The organism is Janthinobacterium rivuli (genome assembly GCF_029690045.1).
GTDB classification, from domain to species: Bacteria; Pseudomonadota; Gammaproteobacteria; order Burkholderiales; family Burkholderiaceae_D; genus Janthinobacterium; species Janthinobacterium rivuli.
The window spans coordinates 1,137,017-1,153,308 of sequence record NZ_CP121464.1 but is presented as its reverse complement, the minus strand read 5'-3'; the positions used below and the strand labels follow the sequence as shown (position 1 = coordinate 1,153,308).

The 16,292-nt window shown below is 62.2% G+C and carries 15 protein-coding genes and 1 riboswitch; of the genes, 5 read left to right on the top strand and 10 right to left on the bottom strand.

Annotation, left to right across the window (positions count from 1 at the left end):
• Positions 1-27: 27 nt before the first annotated feature.
• Positions 28-2,787: a DNA polymerase I gene (gene polA / locus P9875_RS05200; RefSeq protein ID WP_278317748.1), complete on the bottom strand. Its 2,760-nt coding sequence runs from the start codon at positions 2,785-2,787 to the stop codon at positions 28-30.
• A gap of 292 nt (positions 2,788-3,079) precedes the next feature.
• On the opposite strand from polA, the gene P9875_RS05195 reads away from it, so the two are divergent.
• From P9875_RS05195 to P9875_RS05185, 3 genes are all read left to right on the top strand, one after another.
• Positions 3,080-3,475, top strand: coding sequence for a hypothetical protein (locus P9875_RS05195; protein ID WP_035824640.1), 396 nt, complete (start codon positions 3,080-3,082; stop codon positions 3,473-3,475).
• Positions 3,476-3,558: 83 nt separating this feature from the next.
• Complete coding sequence (locus P9875_RS05190) at positions 3,559-4,515, top strand: homoserine kinase (RefSeq protein ID WP_278317747.1); 957 nt, start codon at positions 3,559-3,561, stop codon at positions 4,513-4,515.
• Between the two features lie 2 nt (positions 4,516-4,517).
• Positions 4,518-5,309: a BPSS1780 family membrane protein gene (locus P9875_RS05185; protein WP_278317746.1), complete on the top strand. Its 792-nt coding sequence runs from the start codon at positions 4,518-4,520 to the stop codon at positions 5,307-5,309.
• Positions 5,310-5,462: 153 nt separating this feature from the next.
• Here the strand turns inward: P9875_RS05185 and P9875_RS05180 are convergent, their stop codons facing one another.
• The gene (locus P9875_RS05180) at positions 5,463-7,766 is read right to left on the bottom strand and encodes a UvrD-helicase domain-containing protein (RefSeq protein ID WP_034749150.1); all 2,304 of its coding nucleotides are present in this window, start codon (positions 7,764-7,766) and stop codon (positions 5,463-5,465) included.
• 109 nt (positions 7,767-7,875) lie between these two features.
• On the opposite strand from P9875_RS05180, the gene P9875_RS05175 reads away from it, so the two are divergent.
• Both P9875_RS05175 and P9875_RS05170 read left to right on the top strand, forming a co-directional pair.
• Positions 7,876-8,151, top strand: a complete 276-nt coding sequence (locus tag P9875_RS05175; RefSeq protein WP_035824634.1) for a hypothetical protein — start codon at positions 7,876-7,878, stop codon at positions 8,149-8,151.
• A complete protein-coding gene (locus P9875_RS05170; RefSeq protein ID WP_035824632.1) occupies positions 8,148-8,672 on the top strand; it encodes a GNAT family N-acetyltransferase in 525 nt (174 codons plus the stop codon). Before P9875_RS05175 ends, P9875_RS05170 begins: the two co-directional genes overlap by 4 nt.
• A gap of 13 nt (positions 8,673-8,685) precedes the next feature.
• Here the strand turns inward: P9875_RS05170 and P9875_RS05165 are convergent, their stop codons facing one another.
• The 8 genes from P9875_RS05165 to thiC all read right to left on the bottom strand — a co-directional run bounded on the left by P9875_RS05165 (position 8,686) and on the right by thiC (position 16,029).
• Entirely contained in the window at positions 8,686-9,540 is an 855-nt protein-coding gene (locus P9875_RS05165; protein ID WP_152598843.1) for a hypothetical protein, read from the bottom strand.
• A 183-nt stretch (positions 9,541-9,723) separates the two neighbouring features.
• Positions 9,724-10,830, bottom strand: coding sequence for an S-(hydroxymethyl)glutathione dehydrogenase/class III alcohol dehydrogenase (locus P9875_RS05160; RefSeq protein WP_035824628.1), 1,107 nt, complete (start codon positions 10,828-10,830; stop codon positions 9,724-9,726).
• 26 nt (positions 10,831-10,856) lie between these two features.
• On the bottom strand, positions 10,857-11,489 hold the full coding sequence (locus P9875_RS05155; RefSeq protein ID WP_035824626.1) for an ANTAR domain-containing response regulator: 633 nt from the start codon (positions 11,487-11,489) through the stop codon (positions 10,857-10,859).
• Positions 11,490-11,567: 78 nt separating this feature from the next.
• On the bottom strand, positions 11,568-12,179 hold the full coding sequence (gene thiE, locus P9875_RS05150; protein WP_278317745.1) for a thiamine phosphate synthase: 612 nt from the start codon (positions 12,177-12,179) through the stop codon (positions 11,568-11,570).
• A 10-nt stretch (positions 12,180-12,189) separates the two neighbouring features.
• The gene (gene thiD, locus P9875_RS05145; protein ID WP_278318790.1) at positions 12,190-12,945 is read right to left on the bottom strand and encodes a bifunctional hydroxymethylpyrimidine kinase/phosphomethylpyrimidine kinase; all 756 of its coding nucleotides are present in this window, start codon (positions 12,943-12,945) and stop codon (positions 12,190-12,192) included.
• 8 nt (positions 12,946-12,953) lie between these two features.
• Entirely contained in the window at positions 12,954-13,748 is a 795-nt protein-coding gene (locus P9875_RS05140; RefSeq protein WP_278317744.1) for a thiazole synthase, read from the bottom strand.
• A gap of 143 nt (positions 13,749-13,891) precedes the next feature.
• Complete coding sequence (gene thiS, locus P9875_RS05135; protein ID WP_070222852.1) at positions 13,892-14,095, bottom strand: sulfur carrier protein ThiS; 204 nt, start codon at positions 14,093-14,095, stop codon at positions 13,892-13,894.
• A gap of 20 nt (positions 14,096-14,115) precedes the next feature.
• Positions 14,116-16,029, bottom strand: a complete 1,914-nt coding sequence (gene thiC / locus P9875_RS05130) for a phosphomethylpyrimidine synthase ThiC (RefSeq protein WP_278317743.1) — start codon at positions 16,027-16,029, stop codon at positions 14,116-14,118.
• 79 nt (positions 16,030-16,108) lie between these two features.
• Positions 16,109-16,224: riboswitch (TPP riboswitch) on the bottom strand.
• Positions 16,225-16,292 lie beyond the last annotated feature (68 nt).

The following is a 16,292-nucleotide window of genomic DNA, read 5'->3' as shown; positions in this document are numbered from 1 at the left end:
TACGGTCATTGCTGCTATGTCAGATGGTTAATGCGCTTCGTCCCAGTTCTTGCCGACTCCCACTTCCGCCGTCAGCGGCACCTTCAGCGCGGCCACCCTGGCCATCAGTTCCGGCAGCTTGCGCTTGACCAGTTCCAGTTCCGCGTCCGGCACTTCCAGCACCAGTTCATCGTGCACCTGCATGATCATTTTTGTTTGCAAGTTGTCCGTTTCCAGCCAGCCTTGCACGGCGATCATGGCCAGCTTGATCAGGTCGGCGGCCGTGCCCTGCATCGGCGCATTGATCGCCGCCCGTTCCGCACCCTGGCGGCGCGGGCCGTTTGGCGAATTGATTTCCGGCAGCCACAAACGGCGGCCGAACACGGTTTCCACGTAGCCGCGCGCCTTGGCTTGCTGGCGCGTGTCTTCCATATACTGTTTCACGCCGGAAAAACGGGCGAAATATCGGTCGATATAGCTTTGCGCGGCCGTGCGGTCCACACCCAGGTTGCCGGCCAGGCCGAATGCGCTCATGCCGTAGATCAAGCCGAAGTTGATGACCTTGGCGTAGCGGCGCTGTTCGCTCTGCACTTCCGCGGCCGGCACGCCAAAGATCTCGGCGGCCGTGGCGCGGTGAATGTCGATGCCGTCGGCAAATGCGCGCAGCATGGCTTCGTCGCCAGAGATATGCGCCATGATGCGCAATTCGATCTGCGAATAGTCGGCCGAAACGATGTGGCTGCCCGGCGGCGCAATAAACGCTTCGCGGATGCGACGCCCTTCCGCGCTGCGGATGGGAATATTCTGCAAGTTCGGGTCGTTCGACGCCAGTCGCCCCGTCACGGCCACGGCTTGCGCATAGTTCGTATGCACCCTGCCCGTGGTGACGTTGATCATCTTCGGCAATTTATCGGTATAGGTCGATTTCAGCTTGGCCATGCCCCGGTATTCCAGCAGCACTTTCGGCAGCGGATAATCCTCGGCCAGCTTTTGCAGCACCTCCTCGTCCGTCGAAGGCGCGCCCGTCGGGGTTTTCTTGACCACCGGCAGTTTCAGCTTCTCGAAGAAAATCTCGCCGATCTGCTTGGGCGAACCGAGGTTGAACGGCTGCTCGGCCAGCTCATACGCCTTCTTTTCCAGCTCGAGAATTTTCACGGCCAGCTCGGCCGACTGGATGTTGAGCAATTCATCATCGATCAGCACACCGTTGCGCTCGATCTTTTGCAAGACCACGGCCGTCGGCATCTCGATCTTTTCATAGATGAAGGTCAGTTTTTCATCGTTCGCCACATTGCCCCACATGGCATTGTGCAAGCGCAAGGTGACGTCCGCATCTTCGGCAGCGTATTTCGCCGCCTGCTCCACTTCCACCTGGTTGAACGTGATCTGCTTGGCGCCCTTGCCGCACACGTCCTCGAACGGGATCGTCGTGTAGTTCAGGTGGCGCAGCGCCAGGCTGTCCATGTCGTGCTTCTTGTGCGATTCGAACACATACGATTCGAGCAAGGTATCGTGGGCGATGCCGCGCAGAATCACGCCATGGTTGGCGAAGATGTGGCTGTCGTATTTCAGGTTCTGGCCCAGCTTGGGCTTGTTGGCATCTTCCAGCCACGGGCGCAGTTTCGCCAGCACGTGTTCGCGCGTCAACTGTTCCGGCGCGCCCGCGTAATCGTGGGCCAGCGGAATGTAGCAGGCGGCGTGCTCTGCCACCGAGAGGGAAATGCCGACCATTTGCGCCGTCATCGGTTCCAGCGACGTGGTTTCCGTGTCGACAGCCGTCAGGGCAGCCGCATCGATCAGCGCGATCCATTTGTCCAGCTGCTCATCCGTCAGCACGGTTTCATACACGGCCTCGACTGCTGGCGCGGCATCGGCAAACATGTCGCCCGTCGTGTTGGCAGCAGCGCCGCCGGCAACCGGCGCACCGACCGGCGACATCGGCGGCGGTGCCGCACCCAATTCGCGCAGCAGGGCCTTGAAGCCGTAGCGGTTGAAGAAGGCCAGCAGCGCTTCCTTGTCTTCGTGTTTTGCCACCAGCGAGTCGGCGATCGTCGTCATGTGCCCGGACAAATCGCAATCGGTCTTGACGGTGATCAAGGCACGCGCCTGCGGCAGCCATGGCAGGGCCGTGCGCAGGTTTTCACCGACGGCGCCGCCCACCTTGGCCGCGTTTTCCATCACGCCTTCCAGGCTGTCGTACAAGGTCAGCCATTTGACGGCCGTCTTCGGGCCGCATTTCGACACGCCGGGCACGTTATCCACGGTATCGCCGATCAGCGACAGGTAATCGATGATGCGGTTCGGCGGCACGCCGAATTTGACCAGCACGGCCGCTTCGTCGAGCTTTTCATTGCTCATGGTATTGATCAGGGTCACCTGGCTGTTGACCAGCTGCGCCAGATCCTTGTCGCCAGTCGACACCACCACGTTCATGCCGGCGCTAGCGGCCTGCACGGCCAAGGTGCCGATCACGTCGTCCGCTTCCACGCCGTCGACCATCAGGATCGGCCAGCCCATGGCGCGCACGGCTTCGTGGATCGGTTCGATCTGCAATCGCAGGTCGTCCGGCATCGAGGCGCGCGTGGCCTTGTATTCGGGATACATGTCGTCGCGGAAAGTTTTACCTTTGGCATCGAACACGCAGGCGATGTAGGCGGCCGGGAAATCGGCGCGCAAACGGCGCAGCATGTTGACCATGCCGTGCATGGCGCCCGTGGGATAGCCATCCGGGCTGCGCAGGTCGGGCAGCGCATGGAAGGCACGATAAAGATAACTGGAACCGTCGACTAACAGCAGGGTGTTTTGCATAATGCCAATAAAATAAGGTGAGCCGCGCCAGCCGGGAAGACACAGCGGCGAACGGGCGGAATATCGCACAATTATCGCAGAGTTTAGGGCCGCGCCACCGGCCGCCACACGTGCCGTTCTTGCTGTTTTTGCCACCCTGGCGGCCCCGTGCGGGCGCGCGGGCTGCCACCTGGGCCGATTTCAACCCATTTAAACAGCATTGCCTACCAGTTTGTTACAATGCCTTATAGATAAATTGACGGCATTACACCACTGCACGCGCTGCAGTCCCACACATGGAAGCGAACCCATCATGATGCGTACATCGACACTCTGGACATTCCTCGCCCTGCCCCTGCTGGCATGTTCGGCCCTTGCCAGCGCCCAGACGCCGGCCAAACCGAGCGACGCGCCACCCCAGCTCGAACGTATCGAGGAAATGGGCGAAGCACCGATCACCGTGGCGCCAGCGGCGGCCAAGCAGCAGATCACCGAAAAACGCGAAGCGGGCGTGACGTCCGAAGTGAAAGTGACGAGCGGCGGCAGCACGTATTACATGAAGCCGGCCGCCGGCGCCGACCAGGCCCACGGCGGCGCCCTGCGCGGCCCGCAATGGAAAGTGCTGGAGTTTGACCTGGGCAAGAAGAAACAGAAACAACGCGACGAAGAGGCAGCGGACGCGCCAGCGCCGCCCGCACCAGCGAAGTAAGCAGCCACTCTTTTCTGCCCTGCCCCGGCCACCTGCGGGGCAGCCGGCTTTTTTTGACCTTTTAGACCATTCCCCTCTTTCCCATGGCAGTTTTTACCGCGCTACACCTGGACGATATCGGCCAGTGGATCACGCAATTTCCACTCGGCAAACCTCTGGCGCTCAAGGGCATCGCGTCCGGCATCGAAAACAGCAATTTCTTCCTGAGCACGGAGCGCGGCGAGTATGTGCTGACGATCTTTGAAAACCTCAGTTTCGAGCAATTGCCGTTCTATCTGCAACTGATGCGCCATTTGGCGGACCGGGGCGTGCTCGTGCCGGCGCCGATCGCCAATGCCGATGGCGAACTGGTGACGGCCCTGCAAGGCAAGCCGGCCGCCATCGTCAGCAAACTCGACGGCAGCTCGCAGATGGCGCCGCAAGCCGTGCATTGCGCGGCTGTCGGCGCCATGCTGGCAAAAATGCACCTGGCGGCGCAGGACTTCCCCCTGCAACAGCCGAATCTGCGTGGCCTGGACTGGTGGAACACCACCACGCCGCTGGTCTTGCACCACCTCGACGATGCCAGGGCGCATCTGCTGCGCGCGGAAATCCATTTCCAGGACGCCTTTGCTGCCTGCGATACCTATAAAGCCATCCCGCGCGGTCCCGTGCATGCCGACTTATTCCGCAACAACGTCATGTTTGACGGCGAGCAACTGACGGGTTTTTTCGACTTTTACTTTGCCGGCTGCGACACCTGGCTGTTCGACGTGGCCGTCACCGTCAACGACTGGTGCGTGGACCTGGACACGGGCGTGCTCGACACGGCAAGAGTGCGCGCCCTGCTCGACGCCTACCAGGCCGTGCGCCCGTTTACGCAGGAAGAACAGACGGCATGGCAAGCGATGCTGCGCGCCGCCGCGCTGCGCTTCTGGCTGTCGCGCCTGTACGATTATTACCAGCCGCGCGAAGCGGAAATGCTGACCCCGCACGATCCGGCGCATTTCGAACGCATTCTGCGCGAACGTATCGCCACACCTGCTCCGGAACTGTTTTAAACATGGAAAAATTACCTGCAAGTACAGGTTGGCAATGGGTGAAACAAGGCTTTACCCTGTTTCGCAAGCAACCTGGCGGCATGTCGATGCTGTTTCTCGGCTATATGTTCTGCATGCTGGCCGTCAGCATCGTGCCCCTGCTCGGCCAACTGCTGCCCGTCATCCTCGTCCCCGTCTTTTCCGTCGCCTTCGTGCAAGGCTGCCTGAATATCGAGCAGGGCAAGCGCGTCCTGCCCAGCCTCTTGATCTCGGGCTTCCGCAAGCCGGCTTTTCCTTCCCTGTTCGGCCTGGGCGTGCTGTACATCCTCATGGCCATCGTCGCCATCGGCGCCTCGACCCTGGTCGATGATGGCTTGCTGTGGAAACTGGTCACCGGGCAACTGACGGAAGAAGCGGCACGCGCCGCCATCCCCGAATCGCGCCTGGGCCTGGGCATCCTGCTGGCCATCGTGCTGTACGTGCCGGCCGCCATGGCCTTCTGCTTTGCCGCGCCGCTGATCTACTGGAAACAAGTCAGCCTGGGCAAGGCCCTGTTCTTCAGCTTTTTCGCCGTCTGGCGTTCGCTGTCGGCCTTCATCGTCTTCGCCGCCACCTGGTTCGCCATCAGCATCGTCACCAGCCAGTTGCTGGCCATCATCTTTGGCCGCACGCAGCTGATGATGCAACTGATGATGCCGCTGTCGATGATCTTGACCATCATCATGCATTGCTCGTTCTACGCCGCCTACCGCCAGATCTTCGGCCTGCCCGTCGATGAGAGCAAGACGGTGTCGCTGGACAAGAGCGGCGAGTGATCGCCGGCCAGATGTAAAAAGGGGCAGCCTGCGCAGGCTGCCCCTTTTTTTGTCGAATGCCATGCAATGCCACAGCGTAGGTCGGATTAGCGGGGCCGAGGCCACGCGTAATCCGACAACATTGTTAGCACCCGCAGTGGTGCCGGGTTACCTTCACAGCCGTTCCAGCTTCGCAATCCCCAGATCCAGCACCTTCATGCCGTGCTGTCCGAAATTGATCTGCGCGCGCGCATTGCCGCCGCCGCCTTCGATGTTGACGATCACGCCTTCGCCGAACTTGGCGTGCGCCACCGATTCACCGATGCGCCAGCCGCCGCCCGTGGCTTTTTGTGCGATCTTTTGTGCAATCGCATTGTCCGACCCCAGGCTGGCCACACGCGGTGCCTCGTCCCAGGCCGACTTGCGGTTGCCGAACCAGTTTGCCTGCACTTTCGGCGACAGCCATTTCAGCGATTCTTCCGGCAATTCATCAAAGAAACGCGACTTCATGTTGTAGCGCGTCTGGCCGTGCAGCATGCGCGTCTGCGAAAAACTCATGTACAGCCGCTTGCGCGCGCGCGTGATGGCCACGTACATCAGCCGGCGTTCTTCTTCCACGCCATTGTCTTCCTTCGAGCTGCTTTCGTGCGGGAACAGGCCTTCTTCCAGGCCCGTGATGAACACGTTGTCGAATTCCAGGCCCTTGGCCGAGTGCACCGTCATCATCTGCAGCGCATCCTGGCCCGCCTGCGCCTGGTTGTCACCCGCTTCCAGCGACGCATGCGACAGGAAGGCGGAGAGCGGCGACATCACGGCCGGCAGCGGCGCATCCGCATCTAAAATTTCGATGCCATCCTGGTTGACGACGGGCGCGCCCGACTGCGCCTGGGCGGCAGGGCCCAGATGGGCCGGTGCGCCCTGGCCGAAACCTTCCTCGGAAATGAACTGGCTGGCCGCGCTGACCATCTGCTCCAAGTTCTCGATGCGGTCGGCGCCTTCCTTTTCATTCTGGTAATGCTGCAGCAAGGTACTCGCTTCCAGCACCACTCTGACCATTTCCGGCAAGGACAATTGCTGCGTTTCAAAGCGCACGCCTTCGATCAGCTTGACGAAGCCGGCCAGCACGCTGCCCGCCTTGCCCGCCACATACGGCACGGAGGCGTACAGCGAAATGCCGTACTGTTCCGAGGCGGCCTGCAATTGCTCGATTGAGCGCATGCCGATGCCGCGCGTGGGGAAGTTGACCACGCGCAAGAAGGCCGAATCGTTGTGCGGATTGTCCATCAACTGCAAATAGGCAATCGCGTGCTTGACCTCGGCGCGCTGGAAGTAGCGCTGGCCGCCATACACGTGATATGGAATCGCGGCCGAAAACAGCGCATGTTCGATCACGCGCGACTGCGCATTCGAACGGTACAGAATCGCGATTTCGCTGCGCGAAGCGCCATCGGCGATCAGGCTTTTCGCCTCTTCGATGATCCACTGCGCTTCCTGCAGGTCGGAACTGGCTTCATACACGCGCACCTGCTCGCCATGGCCCGCATCCGTGCGCAGATTCTTGCCCAGGCGCTTGCTGTTGTTTGCGATCAACACGTTGGCGCTGTCGAGGATGTGACCATGCGAGCGGTAGTTCTGCTCCAGCTTGATCAAGTTCTTGACCTGGAACTCGTGCTCAAAGGCGCTCATATTGCCCACGTTGGCGCCGCGGAAGGCGTAGATGCTCTGGTCATCGTCGCCGACGGCAAACAGGGCGCCGCCATCGCGGCTGCCGTGGCCAGCCAGCAATTTGAGCCAGTTGTATTGCAGGTTGTTCGTATCCTGGAACTCGTCCACCAGAATGTGGCGGAAGCGCGCCTGATAGTGTTCACGCAAGGGCTGGTTGCGGCTCAGCAATTCATACGTGCGCAGCAGCAATTCCGCAAAATCGACGACGCCTTCGCGCTGGCACTGGTCATCGTACAGCTGGTACAGCTCGACCATCTTGCGCTCGTGCGCGTCGTACGCTTCCACGTCCGTGGCGCGCAAGCCCTGGTCCTTGGCATTGTTGATGAAATACATCACCGTCTTCGGCGGGAATTTTTCATCATCGATGTTGTTTGCCTTCAACAAGCGCTTGATCACCGACAATTGATCCTGCGAGTCGAGGATCTGGAACGTTTGCGGCAAGGCCGCGTCGCGGTAATGCGTACGCAGCAAGCGGTTGCACAGGCCGTGGAAGGTGCCGATCCACATGCCGCGCGTATTGATCGGCAGCATGGCCGACAATCGCGTGAGCATTTCCTTGGCGGCTTTATTGGTAAACGTCACGGCCAGGATGCCGGGCGGCGATACCTGCTGGGTCTGGATCAGCCACGCGATGCGGGTGGTCAGCACGCGGGTCTTGCCCGAACCGGCGCCTGCCAGGATCAGCGCATGTTGCGCCGGCAAGGTGACGGCAGCCAATTGTTCGGGATTGAGGTTGTGAAGAAGATTTTGCATCCCGTGATTATACCGGCATGGCTAAAAATACTGTGCATTTGTCCAGCGGTCGCGCCAGTTTTCCATGTGCGCGCTACAATCGGCGTCCCGACACAGCAGCCTGTATCCCATGACACCACCGACCCACCTCGACGGCGCCCGCGTACTGGCCTGGGCCTGGTCCGACCTGCCCTTCGGCCATGTCGCCAGTGAAGATGGCGCCGCCCCCACCGCCATCCACGGCCTGGCCGTGTGCCGCTACGGGGACGAAGCGCCAGTCTACCGTTTCAGCTGCGACGCGCAGTGGGAAACCGTGCAGGATGACGTGTATGCCAGCGAGGACGACGCCAGGGAGCGGTTGCCGGCACAATATTGCGCCGTGGCGGCCGCGTGGAACACGCCATGAGCAACACCATCCGCGCGGCCACCCGTGCCGACCTGCCGTTGCTGGCCCAGGTCGAACGCAGCGCCGCAATCCTGTTTGCCCAGGCCGGCCCCGAACTGGCCTGGCTGGCGCATGGCGAACCCTTGCCACTGGAGACCTTGCAGGCGCTGCAGCAGGATGGCGGCGTGTGGGTGGCCGCCGATGGGCAGGATGCGCCAGCGGGTTTCCTGGCCGCCCAGCCGCTCGACGGCCAGTTGTTCATCGTGGAATTGTCCGTTGCACTGCCGCAGCAACGGCAGGGACTGGGCGCGCGCCTGCTCGACGCGGCGGCGGCCCATGCCCGGGCGCTGGGCTGCGCCTGGCTGACACTGAGCACGTATCGCCACCTGCCATGGAACGCGCCCTACTATGCGCGCCATGGCTTCAGCGAAATCGAGGCCGTGGCGCTGGGCGCTGGGCATGCGCTCAAGCTGGCGCGCGAAGCGCAGGACGGGCACGATCCGGCGCTGCGCTGCCTGATGCGCAAGCCGCTGGCCCGCTGATTCGGCACAGCACTCAGCGCACCAGTTTTGCCTTGCCTTCGCTGAGCGCCTGGGCGATTACCTGGCGCGTGGTCTTGTCGGCGATCTTGACGACTTTTTCCTGCTGGCGGCCCAGGTCGCCCATTTGCTTGCCCAGCGCTTCCATCGGCTTGCTGCGCTGTTCCATCTGGCGCGACATCTGCTCCACTTTCTCGGCCTCGCGCTCATGCACATCGGCGATGCGGTCGTTGATCTCTTCCATCTCTTCCTGCGCATCTTCCATCTGCTGCTGCAGGCGCTCCACGTCGCGCTCGGCCGCGCGGCGCGCCGTGTCGCTCGTCGCCAGCGCCTGGCGGCGCGAGGCGTCGCCAAGCTTGCGGCCCAGTTCCTGCTGCTGGCGGCCCAGCGCGCGCAACTGCTCCGACTCGCGCGCGCTGCCTTTTTCCAGGCTGCGGGCACCCATCTTGCGGCCCATTTCGCCCATGGCCTTGCCGTGCGCGCCCATTTGATCGCCGAGCGCACTCATCTCCTTGCCGAGCTGTCTCGAGGGCTGCCATGCCGTGCGCACCTTGCCCAGCAAGGCCGCATCCTGCAGCACATAGGCCTGGCCCTGGTCGCGGAACCACAGGAACGGCCCCTTGATCGAGCGCTTGAGCTTTTCCACCTGCTGCGAGTGGATATCGCTGTCGACGACGATGACGCCCTCGCTATCCGTGGCGCCATCGACGAGCGCATAGCTTTCGCCCTTGTCGAGCGAACGGCTGACCTGCACGCTGGGCGCCGCTGGCGGGGCCGGTGGCGCGGGAGGCTGCGGCGGCTGCACGGCCAGCGCGCTGCCGCCAAGCAGGATGCCTGCCAGGCTGAGGATCAAACGGTGGGAAGTGGACATGGCTGCCTCGTCGCAAAAGTAGTGGAGCATTGACTTTAGCGACGGGTGGAGCACAGCTCCAGCGCGATGCGACAGGCTGCAAAAAGACCTGCCTGGATGGCAGACATGGACGATGGATGGCAAGCGGGCAAAAAAAACGGAGGCCGCAGCCTCCGCAAAACGCCGTGGTACGGCGTATTTATATTAGTACAACACGACGGAGCGGATCGATTCACCGCTCTTCATCAGGTCAAAACCCTGGTTGATGTCATCGAGCTTCAAACGGTGCGTGATCAAATCGTCGATATTGAGCTTGCCTTCCATATACCAGTCGACGATCTTTGGCACGTCCGTACGGCCGCGCGCGCCGCCGAAAGCGGAGCCTTTCCACACGCGCCCCGTCACCAGCTGGAATGGACGCGTGGAAATTTCCTGGCCGGCCGCCGCCACGCCGATGATGATGGACTGGCCCCAGCCCTTGTGGCAGCACTCGAGCGACTGGCGCATGGTGGTGGTGTTGCCGATGCATTCAAACGAATAGTCGGCGCCGCCGTCCGTCAGCTGCACGATGGTGTCGACCACGTTTTCCACCTCGTTGGCGTTGACGAAATGCGTCATGCCGAACTTGCGCGCGATGTCCTGGCGCGCCGGGTTGATGTCGACGCCGATGATCTTGTCCGCGCCGACCATTTTCGCTGCCTGGATCACGTTCAAGCCGATGCCGCCCAGGCCGAACACGACCACGTTGGCGCCCGCCTCGACCTTGGCCGTAAACAGCACGGCGCCCACGCCGGTGGTGACGCCGCAGCCGATGTAGCAGACTTTATCGAACGGTGCGTCTTCGCGGATCTTGGCGAGAGCAATTTCCGGCACGACGATGTAGTTGGAGAAGGTCGAGGTGCCCATGTAGTGGAAGATGGGTTTACCGTCGATGGAGAAGCGCGAGGTCGCGTCCGGCATCAGGCCGCGGCCCTGGGTCGAGCGGATCGACTGGCACAAATTGGTTTTTTGCGACAGGCAGAATTTGCACTGGCGGCATTCCGGCGTGTACAGGGGAATGACGTGGTCATCCTTTTTCAGGCTTTTCACGCCTGGACCCACGTCGACGACGATGCCGGCGCCTTCATGGCCGAGGATCGATGGGAAGATGCCTTCCGGATCGGCGCCCGACAGGGTGTAGTAATCGGTGTGGCAAATGCCGGTGGCCTTGATTTCGACCAGTACTTCGCCCTCGCGCGGGCCGGCCAGGTCGACTTCTTCGATGGTCAAAGGCGCGCCGGCCTTCCATGCAATCGCTGCTTTGGTTTTCATGTGTGTCCTGTGTATGGTTGAAACGTTTACTTGGCTTTCGCGCGGTTGAGGAAGGCGCCGTGCAAGCCGTTCAGGGTTTCCTCGGCCAGCAGCAGCTGGCTGGCGATTTCATTGATCTTGCGGCGGCTGGAACGGGCGTGGTCGCGCAGCACTTCGAAAGCCGTGTTGCGGTCCGTCTGGAATTTGCCCATCAGCAAGCCCACGGCCAGACTCGTTTCGCGGCCCGCAGCCAGGGCCGCGTTCAGGTTCAGCTCGGTACGGCGCAGCTGGCGGATTTCATCGGCGCGCGCCAGGCCCGCTTCAAACGCCGGCATCAAGCGGGCTTCGTCGACGGGTTTCACCACGTAACCGACGGCGCCGTAGGCGGCCGCCTGCTTGCCCGATTCGCTGTCGCCGCTGCCGGACAGGAACATGAACGGCACGGCCGTTTCGCCATGCAGGCGCTTGGCCAGTTCCAGGCCGGACATGCCCGGCATATGGATGTCGAGCAGGGCCAGGTCCGGCTCGCGCTGGGCGATCAGCTGCAACGCCACTTCGGCCGAATGGGCCAGGGCCGTCTCATAGCCGGCATGGCGCAGGACTTCGCCGAGGAATTCCAACAGGAGCTGGTCATCGTCAACGATCAGGATAAGGCGTTTCGCGGCGGCTGGCTGACTCATGGGTGGGGGACCTCGGTAATGAATGATGCTCATATTATATGCCGATTATTCCCCCAAACCAGCCCTGCACGCCCATGCTCATGCCGCAAATAATTGATTGAATTGCTGCACCGCAATATCCACATCGTCCGCTTGATAGACGCTAGTGATGGCCGCCACCATGTCGGCGCCGCGCGCGGCCAGCGGCGCCGCGTTCTCCGGCGTCATGCCGCCGATCACCAAGCACGGCAAGGCGATCTCGCGCTTGGCTTGCAGCACGATATCCAATGGTGTCGTGAGCGGGTATTTTTTTACCAGCGACGGATAAAAGCCGCCGAAGGCCACGTAGCTGGCGCCGCCGGCCTCGGCCGTCCTTGCCAGGGCCAGGTCGCCATAGCACGAGGCGCCGATGATCTTGTCCTTGCCCAGGCGCGCGCGCACCTGCGCCACGGACGCATCCGTGCCGCCCACGTGCACACCGTCCGCGTCGAGCTCTTCGCACAGCTCGATAAAATCATTGATGATAAAAGGCACGCCATATTTGCGGGCCAGCGCCAGCAAGGCGCCCGCCTGTTCGCGCCGCTGCTCCGCGTCGGCACTCTTGTGGCGGTATTGCAGCAGGGCCACGCCGCCGTGCAAGGCTTGCTCGCTCACGTCGAGCAGGCGATCGGTGTCGTCCCAGTTCGGGGTGACCAGATACAGTCCACGCATGATGTTTTCCTTATTGAATGAATCGTTGCGGCATGAGTTGACCTGGCGCAATCGCATACGCGCCGGCCAGGGCCGCGTGGCAATAGCGTTGCGCCAGATCCAGCGCTTCGGGCAACGCCTGGCCCAATGCCAGGCGCGCCGCGATGGCCGACGCCAGGGTGCAGCCGCTGCCGTGAAATTCGCCGGGAAGACGGGGCCAGCGCCACTCGCGCTCGCCGCCAGCGCCGTCAAACCAGCGGTTGACGATCACCTCGCCGTCGCCATGGCCGCCCGTCACCAGCACGTTCTGACAGCCTTGCGCAAGCAAGTTGTCCTCGCCACCGAGGGCCGCCGCTTCCGGCCCGTTCGGTACGATGACGGTCGTCACCGGCAGCAAGGGCGCCAGCGCCTGTACGGCATCGTCCCGGCTCAGCACATCACCATGGCCGCTGGCCAGCACGGGATCGAGCACCACGGGCAAGCCTGGGCGGGCCTGCCGCAATTGCGCGATCAGCTGCGCGATGACGGCCGCATTCGCGGCGCTGCCGGGAATGCCGATCTTCACGGCATGAATCGCCATCTTGTCGATCAGCGCCAGCGCCTGCCGGCGCAATAGCTCCGGCGCCACCGCCTGCACGCCAAAAACCCTGTCGTTGTCCTGCACCGTCAAGGCCGTGATGACGGGCAATGCATGCGCGCCCTGCGCGGCAATGGCCACGATATCGGCGGCGATGCCGGCGCCACCCGACGGGTCGGCGCCGGCAAACACGAGCACAGTGTGGCGCATCGGCATCGTCACGCCAGGCGGCCCGCCATCGGCGACGACGGCGAGGCGGCAAACTTGCGCGGCATGCGGCCCGCCAAAAATGCTTCGCGTCCGGCCCGCACGGCCAGCTTCATCGCACGCGCCATGCGCACGGGGTCGCGCGCGCCGGCAATGGCTGTATTCATCAGCACGCCATCGCAACCGAGTTCCATGGCGATGGCCGCATCCGACGCCGTGCCCACGCCAGCATCGACCAGCACCGGCACTTTCGCCTGGTCGATAATCAGCGACAAGTTCCATGGATTCAAGATGCCCATGCCCGAGCCGATCAGGGAGGCCAGCGGCATGACGGCCACGCAGCCGATGTCTTCCAGTATCTTCGCCTGGATGGGGTCGTCGCTGCAGTAGACCATCACGTCAAAGCCATCCTTGACCAGCGCTTCGGCCGCAATCAACGTTTCCGGCATGTGCGGAAACAGCGTCTTTTCATCACCGAGTACTTCCAGCTTCACCAGATTGCGCCCGCCCAGGAGCTCGCGCGCCAGTTGCAGGGTGTAGACGGCATCTTTGGCGTTGTAGCAGCCGGCCGTGTTCGGCAGTATCGTGTACTGGTCCGGCGGCACGAAGTCCAGCAGGCTGGGCGCGTTCGGGTCTTGCCCGATATTCACCCTGCGGATCGCCACCGTGATGATCTGCGCCTCGGCCGCATCCGTCGCTTCGCGCGTCTGCGGCAAATCCTTGTACTTGCCGCTGCCCACCAGCAAGCGCGATTGATACTGTTTGCCTGCGATGGTCAGCAGGTCGTTATGTGTTGCGGTATTCATGTGTTCTTCCTTAAATTTTTAAACGTCCGAAGAAAACCGTAGCGAGCGGCGACGATTTGTGGCCGAGAAGCGCAACCGTGCTTGAGCACGGTGAGCATCGCAGGCCGCAAAGTGCGGCGCGCAGTAGGTTTGCTTGGACGTTTTCAGCCGCCGCCGATGGCGCGGACGATTTCCACTTGGTCTTGCGTCTGCAAGACCTGCCCCGGCCACGCCTTGCGCGGCACGACATTGCGGTTGACGGCCAGCGCCAGCGCCTGGTTTTCCAGCGACAGGGCGGCGATCAGTTGGTCCAGGGTTTGCCCCGGCGGCACCTGGTGCGGTGCGCCGTTGAGCGTGATGGATATCAATGCAGGCATCACGCTCTCCCTCAGACCTTGCGGTACAGCTCGGCGCCGTTCTTGATGAATTCGATGGCCTTGATTTCCATGCCCTGCTTGAGCGCCTTGTCTTCCGCGATGCCCATGCCGGCCGCGTATTCGCGCACTTCCTGCGTGATCTTCATCGAACAGAAATGCGGGCCGCACATGGAGCAGAAATGCGCCACCTTGGCCGAATCCTTGGGCAGGGTTTCATCGTGGAATTCGCGCGCCTTGTCCGGGTCCAGGCCGATGTTGAACTGGTCGTCCCAGCGGAATTCAAAGCGGGCTTTCGACAGGGCGTTGTCGCGGATTTGCGCGCCCGGATGGCCCTTGGCCAGGTCGGCCGCGTGCGCCGCAATCTTGTAGGTGATGATGCCGTCTTTTACATCGGCCTTGTTGGGCAGGCCCAGGTGTTCCTTCGGCGTCACGTAGCACAGCATGGCCGTGCCATACCAGCCGATCATGGCAGCGCCGATGCCCGAGGTGATGTGGTCGTAGCCGGGCGCGATATCGGTCGTCAACGGTCCCAGGGTGTAGAACGGTGCTTCGCCGCACTGTTCCAGCTGCAAGTCCATGTTTTCCTTGATCAATTGCATGGGCACGTGGCCCGGCCCCTCGATCATTACCTGCACGTCGTGCTTCCAGGCGACTTGCGTCAGCTCGCCCAGGGTTTTCAGCTCGCCCAGCTGCGCCTCGTCGTTGGCGTCGTAGATGGAGCCGGGACGCAAGCCGTCGCCCAGTGAAAACGACACGTCGTACGCCTTCATGATTTCGCAAATCTCTTCGAAATGCGTGTACAGGAACGATTCCTGGTGATGCGCCAGGCACCATTTCGCCATGATGGAGCCACCGCGCGACACGATGCCCGTCAAGCGCTTGGCCGTCATCGGCACATAGCGCAGCAGCACGCCCGCGTGGATGGTGAAGTAGTCGACGCCCTGCTCGGCCTGCTCGATGAGGGTGTCGCGGAAGATTTCCCAAGTTAAATCTTCGGCCTTGCCATTGACCTTTTCCAAGGCCTGGTAGATGGGCACGGTGCCGATCGGCACGGGGCTGTTGCGCACGATCCATTCGCGCGTTTCGTGGATATGTTTACCTGTGGACAGGTCCATCACGTTGTCGCCACCCCAGCGGATGGCCCAGGTCATCTTTTCCACTTCCTCGCCGATCGACGAGGTGACGGCGGAATTGCCGATATTCGCGTTGATTTTCACCAGGAAATTGCGGCCGATAATCATCGGCTCGACTTCCGGGTGGTTGATGTTGGCGGGGATGATGGCGCGGCCGCGGGCGATTTCCTCGCGCACGAATTCCGGCGTGATGTCAAACGGGATGCTGGCGCCGAACGACTGGCCCGGATGCTGGCGGCCCATCAGGTCGGCCAGGCGCTCGCCCATGGGGCCGGAAGCTTTCAGCTCGCGCAAATATTCCTGGCGGCGCATGTTTTCGCGGATGGCGACGAATTCCATTTCCGGCGTGATGATGCCGCGCCTCGCGTAATGCATTTGCGTCACGTTCTTGCCGGCAATGGCGCGGCGCGGCTTGCGGTGCAAATTAAAACGCAGCTCGGCCAGTTTCGGATCCGCCAGGCGGGCGATGCCGTAGTCGGAGGTCGGGCCGGGCAATTCTTCCGTGTCGGCACGTTCGACTATCCACGGCAGGCGCGGCGTATCGAGGCCCGAGCGGATATCGATCTGCACGTCCGGGTCCGTGTACGGGCCGGACGTGTCATACACGTAGATCGGCGGATTCTTTTCGCCGCCGAACGACGCTTCCGTGTCGGACTGGCTGATTCTGCGCATGGGCACGCGGATGTCGGGACGGCTGCCCTGCACGTAAATCTTGCGCGAATTGGGCAGCGGCGCGATGGCGGCTTCGTCGACCGTGGCGGTGGCGGAGAGGAATTTCGGGTTGGCGTTCATTTTGGCTCCTTGGCTAGACTATTTTTAAGCCTGGAGCCAGCTAAGGAGGTTCGGAATTACGCACGCGGAAAGGCGGGGTGCGTTCATCCTAAAGCTTCCCTTCGCTGGCATTATCCAGATCAGGTTCGGAGGGTATTTCTCACCCGCGCTTGCACCGTGTTTCCACAGCGAAAGGCAGGACCCCTAGCGTTTGCCGCCTTGCGGCAGCGAGCCAATTATACGCGGTTCACGCCGCGCGGCCAGATGATTTCTTGCAGGTGTCG